At 45.9% G+C, this 17098-nt stretch carries 15 protein-coding genes; 8 read left to right on the top strand and 7 right to left on the bottom strand.

The annotated features are described in order from the left end of the window. Positions 1 to 29 precede the first annotated feature (29 nt). Positions 30 to 476 (top strand): MarR family winged helix-turn-helix transcriptional regulator, encoded by a 447-nt coding sequence (locus C161_RS22660; RefSeq protein ID WP_036613308.1) that lies wholly within the window; start codon positions 30 to 32, stop codon positions 474 to 476. Next, positions 473 to 1984 (top strand): DHA2 family efflux MFS transporter permease subunit, encoded by a 1512-nt coding sequence (locus C161_RS22655; protein WP_036672916.1) that lies wholly within the window; start codon positions 473 to 475, stop codon positions 1982 to 1984. Before C161_RS22660 ends, C161_RS22655 begins: the two co-directional genes overlap by 4 nt. Positions 1985 to 2089: 105 nt before the next feature. Here C161_RS22655 and C161_RS22650 read toward each other — a convergent pair whose 3' ends face one another. The 3 genes from C161_RS22650 to C161_RS22640 all read right to left on the bottom strand — a co-directional run bounded on the left by C161_RS22650 (position 2090) and on the right by C161_RS22640 (position 4224). Further along, on the bottom strand, positions 2090 to 2434 hold the full coding sequence (locus C161_RS22650) for an MGMT family protein (RefSeq protein ID WP_036613313.1): 345 nt from the start codon (positions 2432 to 2434) through the stop codon (positions 2090 to 2092). A 192-nt stretch (positions 2435 to 2626) separates the two neighbouring features. Next, positions 2627 to 3358, bottom strand: a complete 732-nt coding sequence (locus C161_RS22645; RefSeq protein WP_036672914.1) for an RluA family pseudouridine synthase — start codon at positions 3356 to 3358, stop codon at positions 2627 to 2629. A 2-nt stretch (positions 3359 to 3360) separates the two neighbouring features. Continuing rightward, positions 3361 to 4224, bottom strand: a complete 864-nt coding sequence (locus C161_RS22640) for a class I SAM-dependent methyltransferase (RefSeq protein WP_036613317.1) — start codon at positions 4222 to 4224, stop codon at positions 3361 to 3363. Between the two features lie 226 nt (positions 4225 to 4450). Between C161_RS22640 and C161_RS22635 the strand changes: the two genes are divergently transcribed. Genes C161_RS22635 through C161_RS22625 form a run of 3 tightly spaced genes read left to right on the top strand, consistent with a single transcriptional unit; the run spans position 4451 to position 6334 of the window. After that, complete coding sequence (locus C161_RS22635; RefSeq protein WP_017687802.1) at positions 4451 to 4903, top strand: flavodoxin; 453 nt, start codon at positions 4451 to 4453, stop codon at positions 4901 to 4903. A 5-nt stretch (positions 4904 to 4908) separates the two neighbouring features. Next, positions 4909 to 5715, top strand: a complete 807-nt coding sequence (locus C161_RS22630; RefSeq protein WP_051449891.1) for a hypothetical protein — start codon at positions 4909 to 4911, stop codon at positions 5713 to 5715. A 52-nt stretch (positions 5716 to 5767) separates the two neighbouring features. Beyond that, positions 5768 to 6334, top strand: a complete 567-nt coding sequence (locus tag C161_RS22625; RefSeq protein ID WP_036672913.1) for a nitroreductase family protein — start codon at positions 5768 to 5770, stop codon at positions 6332 to 6334. Positions 6335 to 6355: 21 nt separating this feature from the next. Here the strand turns inward: C161_RS22625 and C161_RS22620 are convergent, their stop codons facing one another. Both C161_RS22620 and C161_RS32070 read right to left on the bottom strand, forming a co-directional pair. Next, positions 6356 to 7813: a 4-hydroxyphenylacetate 3-hydroxylase family protein gene (locus C161_RS22620; RefSeq protein WP_036672912.1), complete on the bottom strand. Its 1458-nt coding sequence runs from the start codon at positions 7811 to 7813 to the stop codon at positions 6356 to 6358. A gap of 202 nt (positions 7814 to 8015) precedes the next feature. Next, entirely contained in the window at positions 8016 to 8168 is a 153-nt protein-coding gene (locus C161_RS32070) for a DUF1540 domain-containing protein (RefSeq protein ID WP_076209985.1), read from the bottom strand. 345 nt (positions 8169 to 8513) lie between these two features. Here C161_RS32070 and C161_RS22615 point away from each other — a divergent pair, with 345 nt between their 5' ends. Next, the gene (locus C161_RS22615; RefSeq protein WP_036672911.1) at positions 8514 to 9326 is read left to right on the top strand and encodes an AAA family ATPase; all 813 of its coding nucleotides are present in this window, start codon (positions 8514 to 8516) and stop codon (positions 9324 to 9326) included. A gap of 95 nt (positions 9327 to 9421) precedes the next feature. Here C161_RS22615 and C161_RS22610 read toward each other — a convergent pair whose 3' ends face one another. Next, positions 9422 to 10888: a sensor histidine kinase gene (locus C161_RS22610; protein ID WP_036672910.1), complete on the bottom strand. Its 1467-nt coding sequence runs from the start codon at positions 10886 to 10888 to the stop codon at positions 9422 to 9424. Beyond that, positions 10873 to 11559, bottom strand: coding sequence for a response regulator transcription factor (locus C161_RS22605; RefSeq protein ID WP_036672909.1), 687 nt, complete (start codon positions 11557 to 11559; stop codon positions 10873 to 10875). Before C161_RS22605 ends, C161_RS22610 begins: the two co-directional genes overlap by 16 nt. Positions 11560 to 11751: 192 nt before the next feature. On the opposite strand from C161_RS22605, the gene C161_RS22600 reads away from it, so the two are divergent. Both C161_RS22600 and C161_RS31700 read left to right on the top strand, forming a co-directional pair. Then, positions 11752 to 12468, top strand: coding sequence for a YceI family protein (locus C161_RS22600; protein ID WP_036672908.1), 717 nt, complete (start codon positions 11752 to 11754; stop codon positions 12466 to 12468). A gap of 257 nt (positions 12469 to 12725) precedes the next feature. Further along, entirely contained in the window at positions 12726 to 17090 is a 4365-nt protein-coding gene (locus C161_RS31700; RefSeq protein WP_156946152.1) for a glycosyl hydrolase 53 family protein, read from the top strand. Positions 17091 to 17098 lie beyond the last annotated feature (8 nt).

Raw genomic sequence — 17098 nt, 5'->3', positions numbered from 1 at the left:
TTATATTCCAAAAGTAAAAGGGTGAAACAATGACTGATACGTATGAAGTATTCTATATTATTAATTCGTTCCGCCAAGTGAATCAAATGCTTTTTCGAGCATTTTGGAATGAAAACAAGGAGATCGAGCTGACTTCGATCCAGTTTATGGTGTTATCCATCCTGAGGGAGCGTCCTTCCATTGGCATCAATGAAGTGGCTGAGCTATGCCATATGGGCAGCAGTTCCATGAGTGCTGTTGTGGAGCGACTGGTCAAAGGCGAGTATATCGTTCGGACACGTTCGGATGCTGACCGCCGATCCGTTAAACTTCAGATTACGGATAAAGGGGAACAGGCCCAACAGGAAACGCACCATTTGTGGATGGAAAGAGTATCACCGATTCTGGACATATCGAAGGAAGACCTTGAGCACCTACTTAGAATTCATAGTCAAATGATTGAAAAGTTAGAAGGAAGAGAGATGAACAACATATGAGTACGACTACTGCTGCAGCTCCATCCTCAGCGATGGACAACATCAAGAAAGGCCCAATTGTAGCGGCATTGTTAATTGGTGCCTTTGTGGCATTCCTGAACCAAACCCTGATGAACGTAGCGCTTCCTAAAATCATGGAAGACCTCGCGATCAATGCAAACAAAGCCCAATGGTTAACTACGGGTTATATGCTTGTGAACGGTGTACTGATTCCGATTACGGCATATCTGATTGCCAAATTTTCAACACGTCAAATTTTCATTACAGCCATGACTCTCTTTACCATAGGTACATTAGTCTGTGGTCTTAGTCCAACCTTCACCATTCTGATGGTAGGTCGTGTCATTCAAGCGGCAGGTGCAGGTATCCTGATGCCTCTGATGACCGTTGTATTCCTGACCATCTTCCCAATCGAGAAACGCGGTCAGGCCATGGGAACCATGGGGATTGCGATGATTCTGGCTCCTGCGATTGGGCCTACACTTTCAGGTTATGTGGTTGAGCATTATTCCTGGAGATTGTTGTTCTACATCATCTTGCCATTCTCTATTATTGCAACAGCAATTGGTATTGCTTTTGTCAAAAACGTAACACGTCAATCCAGACCTAAACTGGATTATCCAGGCGTTATTTTATCTACACTTGGTTTTGGTAGTTTGCTCTACGGATTCAGTGATGCGGGTACCGATGGATGGGGCAGTGCAATTGTCATTGGATGTCTCGTCGTAGGTGCGATATCCCTGATTCTGTTCGTTATTCGTCAACTGACAACAGATCATCCGCTCCTTGAGTTCCGTATTTTTAAATACAACATGTATACATTAACAACGATTATCAACATGCTCGTGACAATGGCGATGTTTGCAGGTATGATCCTGCTTCCTATTTTCCTGCAAAACATTCGTGGATTCTCACCGATTGAATCAGGACTTCTGATGATGCCCGGTGCGATATTGATGGGGATTATGTCCCCAATTACAGGTCGCATATTTGATAAAGTGGGCGCTCGCTGGCTTTCGGTTGCGGGTCTTGCCATTACAGCAATTACAACTTTTGGACTGAGTCGTCTGGCAATCGATACTACCTACGGCTACATGATGTTTATCTACACGGCTCGTATGTTCGGTATGTCGATGCTGATGATGCCAATCCAGACAGCAGGTCTGAATCAACTGCCTCAACGTCTGAACGCGCATGGTACTGCGATGTCCAATACATTGCGTACAGTTGCCGGGGCGATCGGTACAGCCATTCTGGTTACCATCATGAGTAGTAAGCTCAAAACACATCTGGCGGATGCAGTGGCTGCGGGTCAGGTTAATCCAAATGATAAGACCGCAATGTTAGCTGCTACTGCAGATGCAACGATTTACGGTGTTAACTATGCATTCATTGTGGCTACCGGAATGACTGTGGTTGCTTTGATCATGGCGTTCTTTATTCGGAAAACAAAACCAGCTGTTGAGCCTGTTACTGTAGAACAGGAAAAAGCGACGGCTACAGCATAACGAATATCAGATAAAACCAAAAAGAGAACTCTAACAGTCGAAGGGGTAACCCTAACTGCCTGAGTTCTCTTTTTTTGGTGTGCGCGATAGGAGGAGAGTACTTTATTATTCGGGCTGGATCGTTGGATCGATAAGAAATACAGGATCGGGCTCATGACCGAACTGTTTGAGATTAATGGTTCCGTTTAGTTGAAACTCCACACCTTCGCTAATCAGTTCTGTTTCCTGCATCATGCGCGAGTGTTCGTCCGGTATGGAGATTTCTCCTTTTGCATTGACGACACGGTGCCAGGGCAGACGTTCCTTGCGGCTCATCGAGTGCAGAATACGTACGACTTGTCTCGCGGCTCTTGGACTCCCGGCATGGGCTGCAATCTGACCGTAAGTCATCACTTTACCTTCGGGAATCGCCGCGATGATCGCAACGACTTGTTTGGTAAACGGGGTCATCATGATGTCTCCTCTCTGTATTTTAGGTATACAGCTGAAAATATAAGAAAACGTGTCGTTCAGATACAGAATCTGAACGACACGTTGTATGGACAGATGTAACCTGATCCTGTGCACTTATAGAGGTTGTTCGATAAAACGCTTTTGATCCCATCTTATCGGTATTGAAAACCAGTCTTTTTGAACACGTATTTATTGAGATTGTCCAAAAGCTTTTTGGTACACAGCGTCTGGCCATTCTGCCCAGGGGAATTCTCTTGCAGGCAAAGATTGCAGAATAACTTCTTCCTTAGTAACTGGATGAGGAAAAGCAGCAATCGCAGACCATAGAGCAATCTGTTGCCCGGGTTTATTCACGCTTGCGCCGTACTTCTGATCCCCGTACAGAGGGCAGCCGATTTCTTTCATTTGCACTCGAATCTGATGAGATCTGCCGGTGTGCAGTTCGATATGGACGAGGCTGTAACGGTCTGTCTCGCCGATAACACGGTAATCCAGAACGGCATCCTTACCGCCAGCCGTACCTTTAGGTACAACAGTAACGGTATTTGTACGTGCATCTTTCAGGAGCGTGTGTTTTAACGTTCCCTGCTGTGCAGGCAACTTGCCATGTACAACAGCCGCATATATTTTACGGAAATGACGTCCCCGCACAGTCTCGGACAATCTCGAAGCTGCTTTAGAAGTCTTGGCAAAAATCATTGCCCCTCCAACAGGACGATCAAGTCGGTGTACTAACCCGAGATAAACATTGCCAGGTTTGTTGTATCGTTCTTTCAGATCCTGCTTCAGCAATGTAAGCAAATCCGGATCACCTGATGAATCTTCCTGTGTAGGTACATTGACCGGCTTCGTAATGCCTAACAGATGGTTGTCTTCGAACAGAATCGGAATTGCATCGTGATCATGCCGATGTTCTGACATGATTAAGACTCCCAACGGCCCAGAATACCACAAGGCAGATCAAGACCACTACGTGTGATCGGCAGACCAATTTCACCTGCAGTAATTTCACCACCGTACTGAGCAGACATCGTCATGGTCAACATGTTGCGCAGAACCGTAGAGGAAATGCCCGTAGTGTAGGAGTTAACCAGCATGAATAATGGATTATCCGACAAGATCGTCATACATGACTTCAGGAAAGGATATAGGTTCTCTTCCAGTTTCCATGTCTCTCCATTAGGGCCACGGCCATATGAAGGAGGGTCCATAATAATGGCGTCGTAACGATTTCCGCGACGTTGTTCCCGTTGTACAAATTTGAATACATCATCTGTAATAAAACGAACAGGGCGATCAGCCAGTCCGGATAATTGAACATTTTCCTTGGCCCATTGAACCATGCCTTTAGCTGCATCCACATGCACAACAGATGCGCCTGCATAAGCAGCAGCTACCGTTGCTCCGCCTGTATAGGCAAACAGGTTCAAGACAGAAATAGGGCGTCCTGCATTGGAGATTTTATCCATCATCCAGCTCCAGTTGGCGGCTTGTTCAGGGAACAGACCAGTGTGCTTAAAGCTGGTAGGTTTAATGTGGAATTTCAGGTTTTCGTATCCGATCGTCCAACGCTCGGGAATGGGCTTTTTCATATCCCAGTTACCGCCACCGGAAGAGCTGCGATGATAGTGACCATGCACCTGACGCCATTCATTGGTTTCTTGCTCAAGGGGCCAGATAATCTGTGGATCGGGTCTGCGTAAAATCACATCTCCCCAACGCTCCAGTTTCTCGCCGCCTCCTGTATCGATTACTTCATAGTCCTTCCAATTCTTAGCTACGTACATAATGATTTATCCATCCTTCAAAAGTCATTTGGATACTATTGTACAACAAAAAAGGGCTTGTACGCCAGTTGGGGGACGGGAGTGCGCCATATACTGAAAAACAAAGATAACCAAAAATTTAATTTGACAATGATAATCATTATCACATATGATTTTGTTAATCAAAAATTCATTCTTTCTTCATAGAGAGAATATAACATGATCAAATAAAGTGAGGGAAAAATAGATGGCTAAATTGTTAGTGGCTTATGCGAGCATGACAGGAAATACAGAAGAAATTGCAGAACTGATTGTGGAAGGAATTACACAGGGAGGCCACGAGGCAGACCTGAAATCCGTAACGGATTGTAATGCATCTGATGTATTGGACTATGACGGATTCATGATCGGTGTGTACACCTGGGGAGACGGGGAGTTGCCAGATGAATTCCTTGATTTCTATGAGGAGCTGGATGAGCTTGACCTGAGTGGTAAGAGAGCTGCGGTGTTTGGTAGTGGTGACACCTCGTATGAGCAGTTCTGCGGTGCAGTTGATCTGGCGGCTGCCAAGCTGCAGGAGCGTGGGGCGGAGGTATCTCCAGAGATGTTGAAAATTGAATATAGTCCGCTTGAGCAGGAGAAAGAAACATGCCGTGACTTTGGCAAACGCTTCGCTGCTGCCGGATTACAGGTGTCCTAAAGATCATGTTAAGACATAATGTTCAGGCAGCGATGGCAGTCGGAAGGAATGATCTTCCTGGACGTCTGCTTGAAGATTACAGATTGGAAGAAATGCTGCGCAGCCCACATCGATTCATCCGCCCTGAACCAGTGTCTGAGCAGCGTCTTCCACTGCAATGGAGGCACCGTGTACAATATGCGGTGAGCCATGCGGTCAATGCTTTTTACAGTCTCGACCCCGATGTTCGCAAAGAGGTACCCGTACAGTATTTACTTGAGAAGTGGTGGCCCAGAAAGACGGATGGTTTCGAATCTGTTCTCCATTACTGGGATGTGAAGAACAAGATTACGGATGAATTGTCACTCGCCATTGCAATGAACGATGATTTGAAGCATCCAGCCATTCTTTTTGAACAGTGGAGAACGGAGTTACCTGCATTATCCATGCATTTATCGATGATATTTCAGGCGGCCTGGCAACCAGAAGGCTGGGATTCGCTGCTTATTCAGAAATATATGGTTGTCCATGATCCAAACGTAGTTGAGGCGTTTCAGCATATGGTCAGTGCATTCTGCTGGGAAGCCTTCGGAAAATTACCGGGTATGATCGAGATATACTGCTTGTTGGAAGGACGCAAAATCAGGTACATCCCTGGACGCCAGTCTCTGATCCGTTCCATGGACTACATTCGCTTGATACGTGACAGCATGCCGCAAGCAGAAGTGGTGGAGTCAGAACAGTTTACGACGCGTGATAAAGCTCGCATCCATGAAGAGGTAGATCGCTGGAGAACGGAAGGTATTGAACCGAAGAAAACATGGTTAATGTGAAGACAGTTGAAGGATAACGATATATCATGCAGATAGAGGAGGGGAAGTTGCCATGTCTACCGGTCTAAGTCAAGATATAAGGAGCAGCAAGAGACGTGCAGGAACTTGCGAATTCAGTCCGTTGCCAGTACCCCAGTCGGTTATACGAAAGTTGCTTGATGAAGCTGATCCTTCATTATATGTAATGAGTTCAGAACCTTGGAGGTTTATGTTGTTTGCAGGCGAAGGACGACAGCTTTATCTGGAAGCGGTCAGACAGAGCTATCCACCCAACCTAGCTGATCGCTACGGCGATTGGGCTACATATCAATACACGGAAGCGATTCCTACCCATCTGGTTGTCGTGGCGCCTAGAAATGCCCGTGAGGATGATCTTCTGCCGGCCAAAGCCTGGAGCAAACGCTTTAGTATTCTGGCTGCGGAACAGGGATTGAATGCGGTCTGGAAGATCAATGATTATCAACAACATCCTGTGTTTATGAATTTGATGGGTTTGACAAGTGAAGAGAAGGTGCTGGGGGTATTCCATATCGGTTACGGAGACCAGCCTGCATTGCGGGATATGGATGCAAGCAGACCAGCCTCTGAACTGATGACGGTATATGACCATCTGGTCTAAAAAAATGATTCATTAGTTCTCTTATTTGCTGGTGTTGAATAGAAAATCACGAACGAGCTGACGATTCGTCTGATCTTTGTTGTAGACGGAGAACAACCGATTGGATACGGTAAGGACATTGCCAAAAAAGAATCGTTCGAATTGGGTCTGTCTGCCCCCGAATGAACCAGATCCAAGCTCCCAGATTAGGCGGAACAGAGCGTTGCGTTCGTGAGAAGCCATATCGTTCCCTTTCAGATATATATTCAGTGAAGGAGCGATATCGGATTGAAACTCTTCTTCCTGAGGGATCATAATTACCCCGCTCGAACCCAAGAGTTGCAGAATTTCAATCATCTCAGGATAAAGTTTCGGAAAGAGGAGATTGGCTGCCATCAATGGTTTGGGTGCAGGTAATACAAATCCTCTTCCGTCTGGTATTGCACCTTCCTCCGCGGCCAAAGCCAAGGCTTTTAACGATTCAAGACCTGCGAACACACGTGCAGTTTTCTCTATAACATGTGCTTCCGTATTCAGATCCAGCGTATCCGTGAGAAGCTGGATTGTACCGAGAACAAATTCCGTCTTGGCAATATAACGACACAATACCTGATGACCAGCGTGAATATGAAAGTTGCTACCACTGAAGAGACGCGAGGACATTTCCTCACTTCCTGCAAAAAATATCCGTTCATGCGGAACGAGCACCCGGTCAAAGATGACGATATTGTCCATTTCTTCATACCTGGAGCTCAGCGGATAGTTAGCGTGAGATTCGGCCGCGTAGGTATCCCTGCATACCAGACTGATACCCGGAAGATCATTGGGGACAGCAAAAGAGAATGCAAATGGATTTTCGTCATCAAATGGGGCGGGAGAAGGTGACGGATAGACAAAAATCTCATCCGAAGTGGCAGCTTGTGTAGCCATCATGAATGCTCCGCTAATAATGAGACCTTCCTCGGTGCGATCCACGACCTTTGCGGCAATAGCATCTTCAGTAGCATCCAGTTGCCCTGAGATTTTGCTGGCATATGGCTGAATGAAGGCATGGGATAGTGTGATATCATGATCACGGCAGTACGCATAATAATTTTTGAGATTTTCTGCATATTGGGGAGATAGTTCGTTCAGGAGATCGGCACCTGTGTAAAAGGACATTATGGCTGTATTCATGTAATCGGGTGAGCGACCAAGAAAGCCGTGATGCACATTTGCCCAGATATTCATCCCTTCCCGTCGTTTACGGAGGTCGTCGGCACTGGTTGGAGGCAGGAAGGATATGCCCACAGGTTTGCCGTCTGCCGGCGAGGCATACGTCATCGTTTCTGCAAATTTAGAATCCGATTGCAGATCATACATGTGCATCTGAGTCTCCATTAAACCAGCAAATGCTACATGTTCAGAGCGTTTTCCAGTAATAAGGTTACCTTTGTACCAGCAAGGGACGGACTGTGCATCAATTCGTTCGCGATACTGTGTGCCACTTTTAACAGGCATTGTTATTCACCTCTTGGTTCTAATCGTTCATGGGCATACTGACTTCTTACGTAGTGTACGTAGGTCATCTGTCCAACGTGCATTGAAGAGGTGAGAAGGATTTTTACAGAATAGGGCTTGATAATAATTATCATTCTTGTTACAATAGACAAAGAAAAAAGGAACCGGTAAGGGCTCCTTTAAGTGAATCACATGAAATTACTTATTTTACTTCAAAAGTCTTACAGTCTGTTTCAGCAGACTGACTTGCTTCTTTGTTACTGTGACTCACAATGTAGATCGAAGAAGCGTTACATTTGTTCTCTTGAGCCCAGTGACGACAGGAATTAACTTCACACAATACGTCTTTTGCCATGATTGTTAACCTCACTTTAATTGGATTACAGTCGTTGGTATAAAGAATCCGGATATAACAAGTTGCCGCTTGTCAATCTGGAAAATTTTGTTGCTCTCACGAAATTCGGAGGGCTTTTTTGCGTTATACACAACGATGCACACTTAGAATAGCAAATTTTATTGAAGCTTGCAACCAAATGCCCCCCTCTGTGGCAAAATAGTGGACGTGCTGTGGTTATATTTGCAAAAAGGCAGTAGTATGTTATTATTTAATAGTAATAATTACGATTAATAGTCTAATTGATTCTATATAAATTGAACTAAACATTTACACGAAACTATAAATGAAGGAGCATGTGTATACATGAGCAAAATAAACCATATGAACCGGATTCCCCGCGCGAAAGGGATCGATATGGCTGCTTTTTACACGCCGAAAGAGTGTAGACGCAAAGCCCAGCATATTGTATTTTCCGCTGAAAATGAACGCATCATTAATGAATTTATCACCATTCTGGGCATGAAAGAGAAGTTCAGAGAGCATGATGTATCAATCCCCAACAAAATGGTCATGTTCGGGCCACCCGGTACGGGAAAAACATTAACGGCATCACATCTGGCGGAGCGCCTTGATCTGCCATTGGTTCTTGTGAGATTAGATGCGATCATTCATAGCCATCTTGGGGAGACGGGGAGTAACGTACGTAAGTTATTCGAATATGCACGAATGAATCCCTGTGTGTTATTTCTGGATGAATTTGATGCCATAGGCCGGACACGTGAGAGCAATGATGAAGTGAAAGAGATGGCTCGTGTCGTGAATACATTGTTGCAGTGTCTGGACGAATTCGATGGGGAAAGCATTCTGGTGGCTGCAACGAATCTGGAAACCCAACTGGATCACGCCATCTGGCGGCGGTTTGATACGAAGATGACCTACGGTATGCCTGATGATTCGAGTCGCAAATTGTATATCAGCAAATTGGTAGGGGCATTTGAACAGGAGACTCGGCTGGAAGATTACATATGTGAACGCTTGACCGGGTGCAGTTATGCGGATATAGAGCAGATCGTTCTGAAAGCAAAGCGGAAAGCAATCATTGCCAGTAGTGTACTTCATAAGCAACTGATCTCGGATGCTTACGATGAATACAGACCACGTGTATTAGAGTGTTGATTGCTTCCATTCTGGCTAGAGCAACAAGGAACACGTTGAACTAGCCCAGTCTCCTGAATGGAGTTCTGGGCTAGTTGTCATGTTAGCGAGGTGCGTTATACTTTAACGGCTGCTCCGTATGCTTTTTCTGTATTCATAGCTTCTTGTGTTGCAGTCCAGCGTGGCAGGCTTAATCTGAACATGCTGCCTTCCGGGCTGCTGGAGACAAGTATCAGTTCACCGCCCTGTTCCTGAGCGAGTAGGCGGCTATATGTTAATCCTAGACCCAGACCGCGGTTACGACGTTTTTTGAGTTCTCCACGATAGAACCGTTCGAAGATTTTTGGTTGTTCTTCGGCTGCGATGCCTGTGCCGTGGTCCTTAACATCAACGTAAAGCATCTGTTCTTCTGTACTTAGATAAATATCGAAGACAGCCTTCTGTTCAGGAGCTGTGGCATGAAGTGCGTTATTAAGCAAATTGACAATGATCTGCTGAATGCGGAGAGCATCCCCCATGGTAAAAAAGTTAATTGGAGGTGCGTGCAGCTGAACCTCTGGCATTTTGTCCTCATACGCAATCTTCCACTGATAGATGATCTCACCGACCAACAGTTTCAGATCCGTCCGTTCCTTGCGAACGGCAACACTTCCTGCAGCCATGGCGTTATAGTCAAGCAAATCTGCGACCATTCGCTCCATGCGTTCAGATTCCTTCAAAGCGATATCCAAAAATTCTTTACCTTCCTGTGGACTCACGACATCGTCACGTACTGCCATAACGAGCCCCTTGATGGAAGTTACCGGTGTCTTGAGTTCATGACTTACCCCTGCCAGCGAAAGTGTACGCCATTCTTCAAGTTGTTGGAGACGAGTGGCCATATCGCGAAATGAATTTACAAGTTCATTGATCTCACGTTCTCGTGTATTCAAGTCAAGACTCACATCATAATTGCCACCTCGAATCTGTTCAGCGGCATAGGCGACCTGACGAATCGGTCTGGATAACTTTTTGGACAGGAGATAGATTGTAAACCATCCACAGAGGATTAGTCCTCCGAGGATTAGAGCCACGAGCCATATCGTCTCTGGACCAAATGTAATGGATTGTTTGGACTGCATGACCCACACTTTGCCCAAGGTTTGATCGCCCTCGGATATGTTGACCGTTACACCTGCATATTTGTTGTTTCGCGGTTCAAGATAGTCGTCTGACAGTCGATAATGCACATCTTTTTGCTCCATTTTAGGCTGGGAAAAGATCAATTGATTGTTATTGTCCAAGATCATGACACAAAAATAATTATCTGTGTTGAATAGTTTCTCTCGCTTGGTTACCAGTCTGTCCAGATCGGGTGGAACTCGAAGCATATTATTCTCACTGGTCACTCGATCGGCAATCTCCAGACCAAGCAGTTCTGCGGTTTTGAGGCTTTTCTCAATGGAAGTTGTTCGAATCCAGTAGAGTGCCCCTGCCGCAATAATCGTGAAACCAATGCACAAAATGAGAAAATATCGCAGTGTCCAGTGTGACAGAATGGATATCGTTCGTTTGGGTTTCTTCTGTTTCAGTTGGCGATCCAAAATTGATACCCCATTCCTCGCAACGTCCGAATTTCTCCCGTCTCTGGCGACCAGTGGGAGAGGGCTTGACGTAGTCGTTTAATCGATAGATCCACAGCACGGTCACTGCCATCATAGTCCATCCCCCATACCTGTTCAATAAGATGATCTCTGGTAAATGTCCGATTCGGATAATCGGACAGGAAGAACAGTAACGACAGGTCACGAGGTGTGAGTGCAACCTCTGCACCGTTCAGCAGCACCTGCTTGGCAGCAAGATCAATGACGAGATTTCCAAAAGAACGCTTCTCTTTGCCACCTGAGGTCCAATGTGGATTACGGCGCAACACTGCATTAACTCTGGCAACCACTTCTTCCGGTACAAAAGGTTTGCTCATATAATCGTCAGCACCGGCATTTAGTCCGTTGAGACGGTCTGAAATGTCATCCAGTGCAGTTAGCATGATCACGGGACAAGCACTTTTTTCACGAATAATCCGCAGCAGATCCCATCCGTCCATTCCTGGCAGCATCACATCAAGTAATACAAGGGAAGGCGTTACGGTATCAAAAAGGGTAAGTGCAGTCGGTCCATCTGCTGCATGATGAACTTCAAATTCTGCTTTTCTCAGATAAGCAGCCAATACTCGTGCAATAGCTTGTTCATCCTCGACGATAAGTATGGATTTCAAGAAAAGCGTTCTCCTTTCGCTTTGTAAACTTGTACTGATTTTACATGAGCCAGAGCGTAAAGCCAATCCTGTATTACGGATTTCAAAAAAATATGTGACTTGTCTTATCTTGACTTCTTCCTGACACATTCAATTGATATGATTCACTCCAAGAAGCAACCTAAACAATCATGTACTGGAGGAAACATAGAGATGAACAAGAAAGCAAAAGCATGGCTTATTACAGGTGTAGCGGCGGTTGCCGTAATCGGTGGCGGTGGTTACTATATCACAAACAGTTACTTGGGGAACAACGTGGAGATTGAGCAGGTGCTTCCTGCGAGCACAGCGACTTCCACCACAGCTGTAGATAGCACAGGAACGGTTGTAGCCAATGAAACTGCTGGAGCAGAGCAACTGAACGGAGACTGGAGCATCAGCGAAGGTTCCAAAGTATATTTCTCTGTAACTACATCGCAGGAGACCGTTAACTTTGTGGACGAGCAGGTAACAGGGAATTGGACAATTAATGTAGACGATGCTTCTCAGATGAAGGCAGAAGGACAGATCGAGATGGACGGAATTGATTCCGGGAATGGACAGCGTGATGGTCACGTGAAGCAAGCCGATTTCTTCGATGTTGCTACATATCCACAAGCTACATTTACAGCGACTTCATTTGAAGGGGTACCTGCGGAATGGCCTGTCGGTCAAACGGTTGATATCAAAATGAATGGTACCATTACGGTTAAAGGTATTGAAAAAGAAGTAACCTTTGACGCAAAAGCTGCTTATGAGAATAATGCAGTATTGTTGTCGGCAACATCGATGGTAACGTTCGAAGATTTCGGAATGGAAAATCCACACTCCGTTGTGCTCTCGACTGAAAATGATATCCAGGTACAACTTGAATTGAAACTTACTAAATAAGTGTAACAATGATCATATACCTGAGAATCTGTTCTGTTCTGCCTTAGGGTGGACGGACAGATTTTTTGCTTTCTTTTGCAAAATAGCGTGATCGATATAGCTCAAATGTAACTATCACAGGATCACATTGTTAAAATAACTGCTGTTTCCTTTGGATTATGCCGTGTCGCCTATCACTATTAAGCGCTTACAATGAGGAGGATTCATAACATTCATTGATCCATGCACAATCAAACACAAAAAGGGGGAGATCAAGAGTGAATAAGAGGTACATAAGCGGGTGTCTGGTATTACTAATGCTGTTCTGTGATCTGGGGTTGATGGTTCGTCCAGCGGCTGCAGAAGATGCAAAAGTGAACGTGGCACTTAACAAGGCGGTTACGGTAAGCACAGAATATTTGGAGTGGGAGAGTAAAAAGGAGCACTTGGTTGATGGTAAAAGTGACACGCATTGGACTGCTAAGGCGGGAGTTACATCCGAACAACCACAGTGGGCAATGATTGATCTGGGTGAAGACTACAATCTGTCCGGAGCGGAAATAACGTGGAGAGAAAACACGGTTGTGAAATATAGGGTAGAAACGTCTGCTGACCAGCAGGCATGGACCAACGTTGCTGATCTAAATGAAAATGCCGATCCCAAACAGATCGCTGATCTGACGTTTCAGCAGAATGATGTGCGATACATCAGACTGAACATCTCCTTTTACAAGGGTGAGGGAGTTTGGCCGGAAATATTGGAGTTCAAAGTGTGGGGAGAAGCAGAAGGAACTGAACCAGCCAATATTAAAGGATATGATGAGATCGAAGTGAGAACGGTGACCAGAAGGTCGCCAATTCTGCCCAACGAGGTAAAGGCACAGTTTCAGAATGAAAAATCGGGAATGGTACCTGTGACTTGGGATCATATCGACCCTATGCAATACGCCTCTGCAGGCGAATTTACGGTAACAGGAGTTGTATATGGTGCACCTCCAGAACCTCAGCTTAAAGCTAAGGTGATCGTTGAGGGATATCGTGCAGACTATGTTAGAGGTGTTGATATTTCCACGTTGACTGCCATTGAGGACAAAGGTGGAAAATACGTGGACAGCAACGGTACAGAGCGTGATTTGCTCGATATTCTCAAGGATCGCGGTGTCAATTACATACGTCTTCGTCTGTGGAATGATCCACAGAAATCAGGGGGATACAACGACAAGGACGATGTCATTCGTTTGGCCGAGCGGGTGAAGAAAAAAGGTATGAAGATCCTGCTGGATTTCCACTACTCGGATGAGTGGGCGCACCCAGGCCAGCAGCTTCGTCCTAAAGCTTGGGAAGGTCTTTCGCCCGATGAGTTGAAGAAGGCCGTATACGACTATACGTATGAAGTTGTGAGAGAAATGAAAGCAGAGGGCGCCATGCCTGATATGGTGCAGATCGGTAATGAGATCAACAGTGGTGTTCTGAACGGCTTGAGCAGTGACGTGGATTTCGAGCAAAATGTTGCATTGCTAAAAAGCGGAGTTGATGCTGTACGTGCAGTAGAAGGTGGAGATCAGGTTCAAATCATGATCCATCTGGCTGAAGGTGGCAAGGCGGATACGTTCGACTGGTATTTCAGTGAGCTGGAGAAACGCGAACTGAAGTACGATATCATCGGACTTTCCTATTATCCGTTCTGGCATGGAACATTTGCGGATGTGCAGAAGACCATGAATGAAGTATCTGACAAGTTCAAAAAAGACGTGATTATTGCCGAGACATCGTATCCGTTTTCCTACAAAAACGGGGATGCACACGGTAACATCATTGGATCAGATGAAGCGCTTCATGTTGGGGGAGCAGACTTCCCCGCAACCGTTCAAGGTCAATATGATGCTATTGCCGGCATTATGGACATGATTGCGAACGTGCCAGATAATCATGGCGCAGGTTTCTTCTACTGGGAGCCAGCGTGGATTCCGGCGGGTGTAGGCTGGATTGCATCCGAAGGTAATGCATGGGAGAACCAAGCGATGTTTGACTATGATGAATTTCCGGCCAACGGCGGGCATTCGTATGAAGGCAGAGCGTTATGGTCACTTGATGTGTACAAACGTGGATTAAGTCTTCTGCCCGCAGACCGCCAGCAACTTGATGCGGCACTTACACGAGCCAAATCATTGGTACAGACTGATTTTACTCCGGAAAGCTGGGTGACTCTGGCTCCGGCGATCTCGGCAGCAAATGATGTATACCAACAGGCATACACGCCGGGTGGGGTAACTCAATCAGATACAGATGCAGCGACAACAGCATTGGAACGTGTGATGCAGCAGATGCAGGTTATCGCCCCGCAGCTTGACGAGCTCAGAGCTAAAATAGCGGAAGCGCGTACGTATCAGCAGACTGACTGGTCTGCGGCCACTTGGGCGGTATTGACCAAAGCGCTGGAAGGCGCTGAGCAGGTCGTGAATGATCCAAGAGCAACACAGACGGATGCGAATACAGCGGTTAAACGTTTGCATGATGCCATTCAAGGTCTATCCAATGTGGACAAAACACAACTGCACCAGTACATTCAACAAATGCATCAGCAGACTAAATCTTCCTATACACGCCGGAGCTGGTCTGTATTGGAACAGTCTTTGCAGGCAGCGATTCAGGTCCGAGATAACAATGCTGTTGTCCAGTCTGAGGTGAATTCAGCACTGAGTACGTTGAAACAAGCCTTTACTAATCTGGTCTCTCTGGAGGCTTTAACAACGGGAAAAACGGCAACGGCTTCAAGTAGTGCAGGGACAGGAGGCAATCAAGCCAACTCTCCTGAAGGTGCAATTGACAACGATCCGAACACTTCATGGGGGACCGATAAGAGTATTGACAGCTTGTGGCAAGTAGATTTGGGGCAAGTCGCAAACCTGCGCAAGATCGAGATGTCCATGTGGAGTGGTGGTATCAAATATACGATTGAAGTGTCCAACGATAACAAAAATTTTGTGAAAGTAGTGGACACCACAAGTGATGTTGTTGTATCGACCGCACCTAGCCATGTACTTCCAGAAGGCACGGAGGGCCGTTACATTCGGGTAACGATTAAAACAGGTCCCACATGGGTAGGATTCATGGAATTTGAAGCATACGGTACGTTCCCGGCAGACAAAACTGCACTGCAAGCTACTGTAGATGCCGCTGAGAAATTAAAACAAACCGAATACACGACATCAAGCTGGAATGTATTTAGTAAGGCACTTTCTGAAGCGAAGGCATTCATTCTGGATGTTGAATCTTCAATGCAAGATGTGAGCAATGCGGATCGTGCGTTACAAGATGCTGTGAGTAAGCTTGTACGTCAAGATGTAACACCTGGCCCTGGCCAGCCATCAGAACCAAGTGTACCTTCACAACCTTCCAACCCGGGAACAGCACCATCGACAGGGAATCCATCTGTAACCCCACCAGTTGGAGCGGGTACTGCACCGGAGAAGGGATCGATCACGTTAAAAGGAACGACAGCCGGGGATGAGAAGTATTCCATTCGTCCAGATGCATCCCAATTAACTCAGGCACTGCAATCGATGGATGTAGGAAATCGTACGTTGAAGCTGATTGCAGATGTGCCTGACAGAGCCAAGACAGTCACATTCCAATTGGCTGCAAGTCAGCTGGCAGCATGGGTTCGTTCCGAGGAAGTGCAATCCCTAGATGTAGTTGTAGGACAGACTACCGTTCGTGTTCCTCTGAGATCACTCCCACTAACCATTGCGGAGACTGAGGGAACGTTCGATATCGTAGTGGCAAAAGGATCGACAGATACACTGTCCACATCGCAAAAAGCAGCGATCGGTAATCATGCGATTGTTGATGTGAATTTGTTAATGAACAATAAGCCATTGCAATGGACAAACAGAGCGGTTGAAGTTGCTCTATCCAATGTGGAACAACCTAAGAAAAATGATGTAGTTATGGTTGTACATTCCATATCCACAAGTGGAGAAATGAAGCCTGTTACGTATTCCAAGTACGATGACAAGACCAAAACGATGACGTTCAAACCGCTGGAATCCAGCAGTTATGTCATTGCAGAAGTTGAAGTACCATTAAATGATCTGCAAAATCACATTTGGGCTCTCCAAGAGGTGCAGAACCTATATGGTAAAGGGATTATTACGGGGATGAGCGCAACTCGTTTTGCCCCGCAAGGTGAACTGACTAGAGCACAATTTTTGCAAATGATTATTAAAGGTATTGGTGATACACACCAGCCGGATCCATCTATTTCAGTCCCAACGGATGTGAAGGAAGGGCAGTGGTATGCCAATTCAGTACGACTTGGAATTGAAATGAACATTATTCAAGGCCGGGCAGATGGAAGCTTCGGAGCCAATGAACGTATTTCGCGAGAAGACATGGCCGTTATGCTGAACAGAGCACTGAAGGTTGTGCAACATGATCAGGATGCGACCAATGCTGTACAAGGAAATATGATGTTTGTAGACAACACCGAGATCTCAGCATACGCCAAAGAAGCTGTAGCCTCGATGCAACAACTTGGACTGCTAAATGGCATGCCTGATGGCACGTTTGCTCCGAAAGAAACAGCGAACCGTGCACAAGGGGCTGTTGCAGTCGCCAGAATGATGGAACAACTGTATTAGAGATAGTT

This window comes from Paenibacillus sp. FSL R5-192 (assembly GCF_000517845.1).
GTDB classification, from domain to species: Bacteria; Bacillota; Bacilli; order Paenibacillales; family Paenibacillaceae; genus Paenibacillus; species Paenibacillus amylolyticus.
The sequence above is the reverse complement of the archived record's forward strand: the minus strand, read 5'-3'. Positions and strand labels throughout refer to the sequence as shown.